Raw genomic sequence first — 12092 nt, forward strand, 5'->3', positions numbered from 1 at the left:
AGTAAGATAATTCCTGCTTGATCGTTTCATTAAAGTACTCCCAAAAGGAGTGGCTTTTTCAGTGCCCTCCTGTTCAGACCAGGACTTTTTTACAGCTTATTGCTGATTATTTTTTTGCCGCAGCTTCAATTGCTGCAAGAACAGCATTATTTTTGCTTAGCTGGCTTTTAGCAGACTCTGCTGAACGGCTTCCGGTTTCAATATTCCGGCCTAATTTCAAAAATTGAACCTCTAAACGTGAAGTGGTCTTATTTTTTCTGTCTTTTCTTTTTAAACGTGTAACACCCATGGTTTTAAATTTAATTTTTTTATTGAGGTCAGGAGCGGATTCGAACCGCTGTAAAAGGTTTTGCAGACCTCTGCCTAGCCACTCGGCCACCCGACCTTTTGTAAAGGACTGCAAAAGTAGCAAATTATTATTGCTCCCCAACAAATTTTAAGAATTTCTTCTTATTTCTGAACAAAATATTGATGCTGATACTGCGACATTAAGAGATTCGGCCTTTCCAAAGCGCGGAATTGTTACCGGAACCGTAATTTTACTCATTAATCCGGTACTTATTCCTTTTCCCTCATTGCCTAAAAGAATCAAACCTTCATTGCCGAAATCTGTCTTATAAATCGAATTTCCATCAAGCAGAGCTCCAAAAACCGGAAGATCAGTGCCGGCAAAAAAATTAATAAGATCGGTATAAATTAATTTAACCCGGGGGAGAGAGCCCATTGTAGCCTGCACAACTTTAGGGTTATACACCTCTACAGTATCCTGAGAGCAGATGATGTATTTAAATCCAAACCAGTCTGCTGTACGGATAATTGTTCCCAGATTTCCCGGATCCTGAATGCCATCTATTACAATATGAAAAGTCCCTTTCAGATTTTCAGGCTTAATTTCAGGATTTTCGGGAATTTTAATAATAGCCAGTAAGTGTTGCGGAGTGTTTAGCGCACTAATCTTACTGAGTTCCTCAGTACTGACACGATATATCTTTACATTTTGTGATAATTTGCTCAACTTTGGACTCAGATCCTCAGTATGAAATACAGAATCGATCTCATAGCCGGAACCGATAAATTCTGAGAATGATTTGAGGCCTTCAACAATGAAAAGGCCGTGCTCTTTTCGGAACTTTTTTTGATGTAAAGATTTTATAAAACTTATTTGAGACTTTGAAATCATACCTTATATGCCGTAGCACCTCATTTGCAAGTATACTGCTTTTGATAATAATATTTGCCTCCTGTAATGCTTCACGTTATATAGCCGATGATCAGTCGCTTGTTAAGAAGGTTAAACTCGAGGGTGTTGATAAGCAATATCTTGAAACTGCCCTGACATTTGTGCAAAATGATATCAGGCAGAATTCGAGACTTAATCTGGCATTATACAATACTTTTAACACAAAAAATGGTAAATACCGCACAGATAGAATAAAGTCAATAGGCGAAGCACCTCATTTACTGGATAGTTCTCTTGTAGAGATATCCCGCGTTCAGATCGAGAAGTTTCTGGCTACAAAAGGTTATTTTGATGCTAAAGTGCAAAGTCAGATTAAAAGCGAAAAGCAGAAGTCTGTAATAATATTTACTGCCGATCAGGGACCTGAATTTAGGATCAGGGATATCAACTATGAGATCGAAGATACAACAGTAGCGGCATTATACTTTTCTAAAAAGGATCAGTTCAGTCGTTTGAAAAAAGGTCAGCGCTTCGATTCAGACTCTTTAGCCTATGAACGTGAACAGATTTACAGATTGTTGAAAAGTAATGGCTATTATGATTATGTCAGGCAGTATGTAAGGTTCGATGTTGATAGTAACCTGAACAGCAGTGCAGCTGATCTTAAATTGTTTTTGTCTAATCCTGCAGATAAGCCTGCTCACCAAACTTATACAATCGATAATAGCCAGGTTACTATATTGAAAAGTAATGGCTTGACGGATCTTATAAACCCGGATACAGTTACTCTGGATTCTCAGTTCAGCTTTATTGATCATTCCGGTAAATTTGATGCAAAACCTATTGCCCGCTATATGTTTCTAAAGAAGGGTAATTTGTATAGTATTGGCAATGAGGAGCTTACATATGACAGGCTTTATGATCTTAATGTTTTCAGAAATTTGAAGATCGATTTTGTCAAGGCCAGTGACAGTACGAACAGGCTGCGTCCGGTTTATGAAATATCTCCGCTTAAGAAAATGAGTAATCGTATTGAAGGTGAGTATACCTTTAATGCAGGTCGGAATGGCTTCAATATTGGAAATACATATACTAACCGGAATGTATTTGGAGGTGCTGAATTATTGGAAGTTAAAGCCAAATACGGAGTGATTTTTGACGCTAATGCTCAAGGTAGTTTTCTTGACCGGATATTCAGCCGGGATCTGCAGCTCGGAGTTAATATTGTGACTCCAAAGCTTCTTGTTCCTTTCAGAATACCTGTAATGGGCAAAAACGGTGTTCCTCATACCACAATATCAAGTAATTTTCAGCTTTTTGATCAGCGTCAGGCTTTTTCAAGCCGGGTTTTTGTCAATTCAATTACTTACGATTGGGTGGAAACCAAAACTAAATTACACTCATTTACTCCCGTTAATATTGAATTCAGAAAGGGAAAGCTCGATCCCGTATTCAGGGATAGCCTTGAGCAGCGTGGATTTGAGCTGTATGTAAGAACAAACGACAGACAGTTTTTCAACCTGGGCAGTCAATATGCATTTACTTTAAACGGAGTAAAACTTAACAGCTATTCCAATTTCTGGTTCTTCAGAGGAACTATAGATATGGCTGGTAATTCGCTGGGTCTGCTTAACCAGATTGTGAAGTTTAAGCAGGATGCAGATGGTTACAGAAAATTATTGGGATTACCATATCAGCAATATGTTAAAACTGAAATAGATCTCCGCTACTATCGGTCATTTGGCGGTGAAAGGCAGTTCGTTGCCAGAGTTAATCCGGGTGTAGGAATAGCTTATGGAAATAGTGATCAGCTTACTTTTGAAAAGAATTTTTTTGCCGGTGGATCAAGCGGGGTAAGAGCCTGGCAGGCAAGAACTTTAGGCCCGGGCAATTATAACAGGGCTGTTTTAGGTTCTGATGGGAAGGCCGATACCCTGAGATTAAACCTCCGTAATCTGGATCAGTTGGGTGAAATTAAGTTTGAAGCTAACCTGGAGTATCGGTTTAAAATTGCTGACAATATCCTTAACGCAAAGGTTAAAGGTGCTACTTTTGCAGATTTTGGCAATGTTTGGCGCAGAGAGAAAGCTGTCGAAAATCCGGGTGGAGAATTCAGATTCAATAAATTTATCGGTCAGTTGGCTATGGGGGTAGGTGCCGGGCTTCGGTTTGATCTTAACTATTTTGTCTTCCGTTTAGATGCCGGATTTAAAGTCAAAGATCCTCAATTTACCGGCTCTGACCAGTACGTAATTAAATACCTGTTCAATAAAAAGGATTTTAAGCAGGAGTATAAAACCACACACCGACCTGATGTATATCGTTTTGTTCAGTATAACTTCGGTATAGGAATGCCTTTTTAGTGTTAAATTCTAATTAAATGCATCCGTGCCTTTGTGAATCAAACCAAATTCCTCAAACCGTCAAATATCGTATCAATAAAGGTCGACAGATTTAATCCATGTTTCGAATTAAAGAAGAAAACGAGTATAAGTATTACTCCTCCTATAATAATGAACTTTCTGAAAAGAAAAATCAGAAGTAAAATGCTTAAAGGAATAATTGCCAGAATTATCCAGCTGATTTCAAAAGTGTTTAAATTTCCATTACTGCTTAAGATATAATACAGTTTTCCATTTGTTCCTGATTCATTTTCATGTCGCAGATAAATAAATGTAGATTCATCTATTTGTTGCGGAAAGACTGTTATTCCATTATTAAACCTGAACTCATTTTTAAACCCATTGATGCTGAACTGAAAGATGCCATTTATATTTTTCAAAGGTATTTCGTTTTGATCAGTTGCAATGATGCTTAATTTATTGCTGTTGAGCTGAGTCTCCTTCACAATAAAATTATTAATCTCCATTTTTTGAGAAATAGGCGTTCCCACGATTCCAAAGGCCGATTTTACTATGAAAACCGGTATGAAAACAGTGATAATGAATTTCATGCTTTTCATTCGAATGAGCGTTTATTATAGATTAAAAATCCAATGTGGAACATAACACCATTTCGTTTCTGCGCATCATCGTAATGATTATAACTCAAACTGATTGGTCCGGTAAAAGTATTATAGACTAAGCCTGCAGTATATGCAAAATATTGCTTTGTAAAAGACTCTCCAAAGGCCACAGATTGAAGCCCGGTAATCTTAAACTCTTTAACAGGCTGAAAAATAAATCCTTCTGCACGCAAATCCAGATTCTTTTTTAAATGAAAAACATTTTTTATTCCTAAGACCCCATAACTGTTAGCCCGAAAATTTGCCAGGTATAATGATTTTGAATCCTGCAGCGGATTAAATGTTGGAGCACTAAGTAATGTGGCTTTAAATGTAGTAAAAAGAGGCTTATTTGAGATAATAGCTTCTGCCAGATATCCAAGAGAGAACCTTTTTGAACCGAGGAAATAATTTTCTCTGCTGATCATTGCTTTATACCAATGTCTTTTATTATGACTGTTTGTAATCTGGCTAAAACTGATTTCATCTCTGTAGATGTTCCCGGGAAGATATTTCTCTGTCCCTGTAAATAATTGCAGTCCCATTTGAAATGAAGAGCCTTCACTGGCATATTGTCTGCGGTTCAATGTGTTTTTCTTGAATTGAATTTCATTCACAAAGCCATTGAACCTGTTGAAATCAAGAATGTCTCCATAGCTAAATCTTTGGTTCGGGCTGTAATGATCATTGAAATTAATAAAACCCGTCTGAGCCTCAAGTTTGCCGTTTTTGTTAAACGGGATTCCCAATTTCATTACTATTCTTCGATCAGATTGCTCTATAAAAGCTGGTTTTACACTCTCGATAAAGATCTGACTCTTGTTAAAATAATTCCAGTGGTTATAGGTAAGTTCAGTTTCCACATACATCGGAATTTTTGAAGGGATATCTACTCTTGCAGTAGCCTGCCCCGACTCGTAAAATCCGCCGGCATAAAAATTTGCAGATATCGTGTATGATTTTTTTCTGAGATAATTGTATTGCAATCCTACATAAGCATTACTTATTGGTCTGGTTGAAATTGCCCCACCGAAATCAATCTTAAAGCTCTTTTGCGGCTGTACCTGTAGTTCAAAATTACTGGTGTTATTTCCCTTGTCATAGGTTATGCGAGGGTAAACGGTCTCAAAATTATCATCTGCTACCAGTTTATAATACCCCTTCCTGACCTCTTCAAGGCTTTTTTCTTCCTCAATGGTATTGTGAATAACCCTTTCTATGTATTTCTTCTGCATGCTGTTGATTCCGCTGGAGCTGATATTGTTAAATTTAAGCTGCGGCAATGCCGATTTGAATTCATTTCTACGCTTGTCCAGATCAGCTTTGTCGGTTCTTCTTGATATGGCCATCTTAATTGAGTGGATATCTGCAATCGTAGCATCATAACCTTTTTTGATGATCTCTGCAACCGGAGTGAAGTTTGTGGTGCTGTATGCAGACAAATCAGGTTGAATATATGTTCCCTGTTTTCCTATAGCCGTTGAGTCAGATTTAGACAGAAACATATACATCAGAAAACGATTCATAAGCTTTTCATCGTTCTCTTTAGGGTATTCATTAAATGTTTTTGAAGAGACATTGGTCCCAATAATGTAATCGGGTTCGAATTCGTCCTTCATTACATCCACAGGGAAGTTATTGTAAAGTCCGCCATCAAATACATATTTATCATTGACTTTTACCGGACGGTACACCAGCGGCACAGTAAAAGTTCCTCTTATTGCTTCAGCCATATTTCCTGTCTTTACAGAAATCATCTTTTGCGAAAATACATCAGCTACAATACATCTGAACGGAACAAACAGCTTGTTGAAGTCATCTTTAGCAATGGCCGAAGCCTGCCCATAGAGCTCTAAAAGGGCAAAGTTTAACGGAACATCATTGATCAGATTAGATCGGAGTCTGATATTGAAGCCGGTGTCAATTTCCAGCTTGGCCGTAATAAATGAAGGATTCTCTGCTTTTTTATTGAAGAAATAACGGTATTCGCTCTTAAAATTTCCGCTTACCCAGTTTTGAAAGTCTTCACTGAGAGCAATTTTCTCAATTTCTTCAGGACTATATCCGGCTGCGTACATGCCGCCAACAATGCCGCCCATTGATGTTCCTACAATATAATCTATTGGGATATTATTTTCTTCAAGGGCTTTTAAAACACCAATATGAGCCAACCCTTTTGCACCACCTCCACTGAAAACAAGTCCGACTTTTTGAGCCCTTGCAGTTAAGATGCAAAACAGAAACAAAAGTAAAGAGGCAGATCTTTTCATATAATCTGCCTCAAAAGTAAGCTTTTTGGAAAACAATCAGCTTGGTATTCTGATCGTTATCGTTTTAAGGTAAATGGATTTATTTATCGTTTGCTACCTTGATAAGATTTACTGACTTCTCTTTGCTCATTAACCTGTAGGCTCTGTTGTGATGGTTTGCTCCGGTCAGAACAATAATTCTTTTGCCTTTATTTTTTAATGCAATTGCTTTGATATTATCTGCAATCCGCTGATCACGTTTAACCTGAAAATCGTCATAATATTGATAGGGTGTTTTACGTAAAACAGCAGTTTGTCCCTGAGTGAACTCTTCGGTTAAAGCATCATATTTGCCTTCCATAAGTTCATTTGCACTTAAGTTAGCCATCATTTCACTGCGTTTAGAGATAATAGCCGGTAGCCCTTTTGCAATCCGTGCTTTAACAATAGCACTGTCTTTCATTAATTTCTGATTCATTACCCTGAATCTTCCAAATTCACCAATGGTGTCTTTCATGAAATCATCCGGAAGCATTTTCCCTTCCACATCTGAACCCATATAATCAATCCCATATTTTTTAGCTTCCGGAAATTCATTTTTAAACATGATCATCTCAGGGTTAAAAAAGGCTTTCAGATAAGTTGTATCCTTATCCATATCCTCGGGACGGATCTCTACCGCAATAATATCCGGTTTGAAGTTTTTGATAATGTTCCTGACATGTCCGAAATTATAGTTCACATTCTTTTTATGACCACCATGAATGGTAGGAAGAATTAATAGTTCGGTTTTCTGAGCAAATATTGAATTTGTGCTGATAAATAATAAAGCCAGCAGTATAGTTTTAAGTTTCATGATAGTGATTTATAGGTTGCTGATCAGACCATCCTGATCTACGCTGATTGAAATTTCTGAGCCGGCCTCTTTGATACTGATCAGAAATTGTTTACTTGTTGATTCCTGTTTAAGGCTGTTCTTTTTACCTTCTATAATACTTTCTTCAGGTATATTAAGCTCTTCTAAAGAAGATGCATAGCGTTTATTTTTTTTGAAATACTCTTTTTGTCTGTAATAGGCCAGCCATAAATATTTTCTTTGTTGCTCAGTATAAGGCAGGATAAATTTTTCGGATGAATTTCCGGGTGCCTTATCTGAAAATACAGTGTATGACCATCTTTCCGGATAATGCATATTTACAATTCCCTGAGAAGTCCAGACTGAATAACGTGGTGGAAATGGCTTTCCTTCAGCATCCAGTGCCTTTGAATATACTCCGTCTTTTACTGCAAAATCGAAGTTGGTTCTCAGGAAATTAATTCTGAGTCCGCCATTGGGTTTGATGTTCATCGGATTAAAACTAAATGCAGCCAGTGGAAGTGCGATTTCTGCTATCCAGCCCTTATCGGTATCGTCTGATTTATTAAGAGTCCCCATCAGTTTTACACCTGATTTGTACCCGATTGGCTGCCATCCTGTTACCGGAACTCCTCCATCTCTGTAAGGTTTATTCATTACCAGAAAGAGCATCTTGTTGGATGGGTTGATCTGAATCTCGAAATCATCATTTACATTATTGTCGGGATCAATAAAGACCTTAAAAACATTGTCTCTGAAAATAATATCTTTTTCAGGTTGTTTATTGGCCCATAGATGAGGTTCTTCAAGTTCTGCAGCAATATAGAGGTACTTCTCATCCCAAAGCATCTTTACCCTGGTTTTATAGGCCGGGGCCGGTTTGTTCTCGCCCTCAATATTGATAAAATAATCTGTCCATGGGGTATCTTTCCAGCTTTTTTCATTTAATTCTCCATCAATGCTTAAAGGGGCAGGAGTCTGAAAAAGTGTGTATGATTTTGGTGCCGTAAACAGACTTTCAAGTCCGATGAATGAATTTTGAGAGAAAGTATTCAGTTGAGATAATAATGCTGCTGATGTGAGCAGAATACTTTTCAGATTGTGTTTAAATGACAAAGCAGGATGTTATTGATGTTAAAAGAAAATAAATTGTTTAAATCTAATACAATTTGCAGTTAAATATGAATTATGCAGGTGTTTAAAAACGTAACAATGCTACTACCGGTAAATGATCAGATGCGTAGTGTTCCTGTACTACATGATGTGAAATAATGCTGAAGGAATCAGTTTTTTTAAAGGCGATAAAATCAATGGTCCTGTCTGGTTTTACAACCGGAAATGTTGGTTCGCACCTGATGCAGGTTCGGCTGAATACCTGATCCAGCTTTTGGATAGCACCTGATTCTGTTTCTGCATTTAAGTCGCCTGCAATGATGAACGGCAGAGTTTCATCAGTCCCAATTTTATTGATCTCCTCAATCTGTGCTTCCCTGTTTGAAGGATCTTTCAGATGGTCTAAGTGAGTAGCACCAAAACGGATATATTTTCCATTTTTAAGCTGTATTCTGGCTGTTGCCATTACTCTCGGTTCGCCTTTTGTACCTGCAAGAGTAGTTAAATGATAGATTTTAGTTTCGCTGACCGGAAATCTGGAAAGAATGCAAACCCCATAATCGCCGCCATCATGATCGATAGATTTAGCAAAGAAAAAATTCATCCCAAGCTTTCTTGCTATAATTTCTGCCTGATTTATTTTGCCTGAACGGGCGGTATTAACATCTACCTCCTGCAAGCTGACGATGTCAGGATTTTCTGCCTTGATTGTTTTAATGATTGCTTCCATATCAATAATTCCTGGTTTTGATGGAGGATTACCAATATGAATATTATAAGACATGATCTTCAACTCTGATTCAGATGATCGATTGGTTGAAGTGCTCTGATTTCTGGTAGTACCACAGGAAGCAGAAAGGAATACGAACAGGGCAAATATTAGTTTTTTCATTATTTTGTTTTGAGCTGTGAAAGTAGGATATTTTAACAAAATTTATTTATACCCGGCTTGATTTATCAATGGCAGGAATTTGTACATTTATTAAAAAATATCCTATGAATTTGAGATTAACTTTATTGCTGCTCATTTTTATTTCTGCCAATGTTTTTGCGCAGAAATCTGATTCAAAATGGCAAAACCTCTATAACGGAAAAGATCTGAGTGGCTGGCGGTTGCTTGGCGGGAAAGCTAAATATGAAGCCAAAGGAGATGAGATCATTGGAACTACAGTTTCCAATACCCCCAATTCTTTTCTGGCAACAGAAAAGGAGTATGGTGATTTTATCCTGGAGGTGGAGTTGTTTGTTCATCCCTTAATGAATTCGGGTATTCAATTCAGAAGTCTGAGTAAGTCTGAATACCAGAACGGAAGGGTGCATGGTTATCAGATGGAGATTGACCCATCCGCAAGAGCCTGGAGTGGCGGTGTTTATGAAGAGGGCAGAAGAGGCTGGCTTTATAACCTGGAGCTTCATCAGGCAGCTAAAAAGGCCTTTAAGAATAATGAATGGAATAAATACCGTATCGAATGCATCGGAAATTCAATACGTACATGGGTGAATGGTATTCCTGTTGCTCATCTGATTGACGATATGACCACTAAAGGATTTATTGCAATGCAGGTTCATGCAATTCCCTCATCAGAACCTGAAGGACGGCAGATTCGCTGGAAAAATATCCGGATACAAACTGAAAACCTTAAGCCCTCGGCACCCGATAATATCTTTGTTGTCAATATGGTTACCAATGATCTTTCTTCTTTAGAGAAAAAGCAGGGATACCAATTGTTATGGGACGGCAAAACTTCCAAAGGGTGGACTTCGGCCAAAGGAAGTACATTTCCGGCAGATGGATGGCAAATTCAGGACGGTATTTTAAGTGCCATCAGGGATATTCCGGGAGAAAAAGCCAGGGGAGGAGATATCGTTTCTGAAAAAGAGTTTTCTGCGTTTGAATTGAAATTTGATTTCAAACTAACCAAAGGTGCAAACAGCGGACTCAAGTATTTTGTGAAGAATCTGGATGGTTCGGTTCTGGGACTGGAATATCAGATACTGGATGATGAAAACCATCCGGATGCAAAAATGGGAATCAAAGGAAACAGAACCCAGGCATCGCTATATGATATTATTCCGGCACAAAAGATACCCAATTCGATCAAAAAGGTTGGCGACTGGAATCAGGGGATGATCAGGGTCTATCCTGATAGTAAAGTGGAGCATTGGTTAAACGGATTTAAAGTTCTGGAATACCACCGCGGGTCGGCTGAGTTCATGGAAAGTGTTGCTCAGAGTAAGTTTAAATCGGCTAAGGGTTTTGGAATTGCACCTAAGGGAAAAATCCTTTTACAGGATCATGGCGATGAGGTGTCGTTCAGGAGCATCAAAATAAAAGAATTGAAATAGGTTTATACATCTCATTAAACAAAGAAAGCCAATTGAAAAATTGGCTTTCTTTGTTTAATTGTGTACCCAGAGGGATTCGAACCCCCATCAGCAGAACCGGAATCTGCAATTCTATCCATTGAACTATGGGTACATTATCCTAATGATATTGTGGGTATAAATATAGTTATTCCCCGGTCAGCGGCAAGGATTAAACATTAAATCGGAAGTGCATGATGTCGCCGTCCTGAACAATGTAGGTTTTACCCTCAACACCAAGCTTACCGGCTTCTTTACATGCAGCTTCTGAACCCAGAGTTACGAAATCATCATATTTGATAACTTCGGCACGGATAAATCCTTTTTCAAAATCTGAGTGAATTACGCCTGCTGCCTGAGGTGCTGTAAAGCCTTCGGTGATTGTCCAGGCTCTTACTTCCTGTACTCCGGCTGTAAAGTATGTGGCTAATTTCAGAAGCTTGTATGCTGCTCTGATCAATTGAGTTACACCTGATTCGGTAAGCCCCAGATCTTCAAGGAACATCTGACGCTCTTCATAGCTTTCCAAAGAGGCAATTTCTGCTTCGATTTGAGCTGAAATGACCAGAACTTCAGCATTTTCCTCTTTTACAGCCTCACGTACACGGTCAACATATTTATTTCCGTTTACAACCGACTTTTCATCCACATTGCAAACGTACATAACAGGCTTTTCTGTGAGAAGAAACAGATCAGCGATAAATTCTCTGTCTTCATCACTAATAGGAGCGGTACGTACTGATTTTCCGGATTCAAGATGTGTTTTTACAATACTGCAAACTTCATAAGTCTTTTTTGCATCCTTGTCATTACCGGTTTTTGCCATCTTCTCAACCTTCTGAATCCGTTTTATGATTGCATCAAGGTCTTTTAACTGCAATTCGGTATCAATGATTTCTTTGTCGCGGATCGGATCTACAGAGCCATCAACATGAATAACATTGTCATCATCAAAACAACGTAAAACATGGATGATTGCATTTGTTGCCCTGATATTGCCAAGAAACTGATTTCCCAGTCCTTCACCTTTACTTGCTCCTTTTACGAGCCCTGCGATATCAACGATCTCGATCGTATTTGGCTGCACTTTTACCGGTTTAACCAGCTCTGACAGTTTAGTTAACCTTGGATCAGGCACTGTAATTACACCGACATTGGGTTCTATAGTACAAAAAGGAAAGTTTGCTGCCTGTGCTTTCGCGTTTGAGAGACAGTTAAAAAGTGTTGATTTCCCAACGTTGGGTAATCCTACTATACCGCACTGTAATGCCATTTGTTTGTAAGTAATAAGTGTTATTTATAATTATAGGCTATAAACGTTAAGCT

The 12092-nt window shown here is 38.3% G+C and carries 10 protein-coding genes and 2 tRNA genes; 2 read left to right on the forward strand and 10 right to left on the reverse strand.

The window, feature by feature from the left end; translation table 11 throughout:
• Positions 1–106: 106 nt before the first annotated feature.
• The 3 genes from P2W72_RS05025 to P2W72_RS05035 form a co-directional block, all read right to left on the reverse strand.
• Positions 107–289: a spore protein gene (locus P2W72_RS05025; RefSeq protein ID WP_276359816.1), complete on the reverse strand. Its 183-nt coding sequence runs from the start codon at positions 287–289 to the stop codon at positions 107–109.
• 25 nt (positions 290–314) lie between these two features.
• Positions 315–385 (reverse strand) — tRNA-Cys (locus tag P2W72_RS05030).
• Between the two features lie 51 nt (positions 386–436).
• Positions 437–1180 carry an RNA methyltransferase gene (locus P2W72_RS05035; protein ID WP_276359817.1) on the reverse strand — a complete coding sequence of 248 codons (744 nt, stop codon included), beginning with the start codon at positions 1178–1180 and terminating at the stop codon, positions 437–439.
• A gap of 41 nt (positions 1181–1221) precedes the next feature.
• Between P2W72_RS05035 and P2W72_RS05040 the strand changes: the two genes are divergently transcribed.
• Positions 1222–3543, forward strand: coding sequence for a BamA/TamA family outer membrane protein (locus tag P2W72_RS05040; RefSeq protein ID WP_276359818.1), 2322 nt, complete (start codon positions 1222–1224; stop codon positions 3541–3543).
• 38 nt (positions 3544–3581) lie between these two features.
• On the opposite strand, the gene P2W72_RS05045 is transcribed toward P2W72_RS05040, so the two are convergent.
• From P2W72_RS05045 to P2W72_RS05065, 5 genes are all read right to left on the reverse strand, one after another.
• A complete protein-coding gene (locus tag P2W72_RS05045) occupies positions 3582–4142 on the reverse strand; it encodes a hypothetical protein (RefSeq protein ID WP_276359819.1) in 561 nt (186 codons plus the stop codon).
• On the reverse strand, positions 4139–6454 hold the full coding sequence (locus P2W72_RS05050; RefSeq protein ID WP_276359820.1) for a patatin-like phospholipase family protein: 2316 nt from the start codon (positions 6452–6454) through the stop codon (positions 4139–4141). The genes P2W72_RS05045 and P2W72_RS05050 overlap by 4 nt, the downstream gene beginning before the upstream one ends.
• A gap of 79 nt (positions 6455–6533) precedes the next feature.
• Entirely contained in the window at positions 6534–7289 is a 756-nt protein-coding gene (locus P2W72_RS05055) for a hypothetical protein (protein ID WP_276359821.1), read from the reverse strand.
• Between the two features lie 9 nt (positions 7290–7298).
• On the reverse strand, positions 7299–8405 hold the full coding sequence (locus P2W72_RS05060) for a carbohydrate-binding family 9-like protein (RefSeq protein WP_276359822.1): 1107 nt from the start codon (positions 8403–8405) through the stop codon (positions 7299–7301).
• 82 nt (positions 8406–8487) lie between these two features.
• On the reverse strand, positions 8488–9294 hold the full coding sequence (locus P2W72_RS05065; RefSeq protein WP_276359823.1) for an endonuclease/exonuclease/phosphatase family protein: 807 nt from the start codon (positions 9292–9294) through the stop codon (positions 8488–8490).
• 104 nt (positions 9295–9398) lie between these two features.
• On the opposite strand from P2W72_RS05065, the gene P2W72_RS05070 reads away from it, so the two are divergent.
• Complete coding sequence (locus P2W72_RS05070) at positions 9399–10748, forward strand: DUF1080 domain-containing protein (protein ID WP_276359824.1); 1350 nt, start codon at positions 9399–9401, stop codon at positions 10746–10748.
• A gap of 61 nt (positions 10749–10809) precedes the next feature.
• Here the strand turns inward: P2W72_RS05070 and P2W72_RS05075 are convergent.
• Both P2W72_RS05075 and ychF read right to left on the reverse strand, forming a co-directional pair.
• A tRNA-Arg gene (locus tag P2W72_RS05075) sits at positions 10810–10881 on the reverse strand.
• 57 nt (positions 10882–10938) lie between these two features.
• Complete coding sequence (gene ychF, locus P2W72_RS05080) at positions 10939–12039, reverse strand: redox-regulated ATPase YchF (RefSeq protein ID WP_276359825.1); 1101 nt, start codon at positions 12037–12039, stop codon at positions 10939–10941.
• Positions 12040–12092: the final 53 nt, after the last annotated feature.

Source organism: Daejeonella sp. H1SJ63 (genome assembly GCF_029360775.1).
Lineage (GTDB): Bacteria > Bacteroidota > Bacteroidia > Sphingobacteriales > Sphingobacteriaceae > Daejeonella.

Coding starts and splice junctions, on each gene's coding strand:
- P2W72_RS05025 (WP_276359816.1), bottom strand. CDS start 289: ATGGGTGTTACACGTTTAAAAAGAAAAGACAGAAAAAATAAGACCACT.
- P2W72_RS05035 (WP_276359817.1), bottom strand. CDS start 1,180: ATGATTTCAAAGTCTCAAATAAGTTTTATAAAATCTTTACATCAAAAA.
- P2W72_RS05045 (WP_276359819.1), bottom strand. CDS start 4,142: ATGAAAAGCATGAAATTCATTATCACTGTTTTCATACCGGTTTTCATA.
- P2W72_RS05050 (WP_276359820.1), bottom strand. CDS start 6,454: ATGAAAAGATCTGCCTCTTTACTTTTGTTTCTGTTTTGCATCTTAACT.
- P2W72_RS05055 (WP_276359821.1), bottom strand. CDS start 7,289: ATGAAACTTAAAACTATACTGCTGGCTTTATTATTTATCAGCACAAAT.
- P2W72_RS05065 (WP_276359823.1), bottom strand. CDS start 9,294: ATGAAAAAACTAATATTTGCCCTGTTCGTATTCCTTTCTGCTTCCTGT.
- P2W72_RS05070 (WP_276359824.1), top strand. CDS start 9,399: ATGAATTTGAGATTAACTTTATTGCTGCTCATTTTTATTTCTGCCAAT.
- ychF (WP_276359825.1), bottom strand. CDS start 12,039: ATGGCATTACAGTGCGGTATAGTAGGATTACCCAACGTTGGGAAATCA.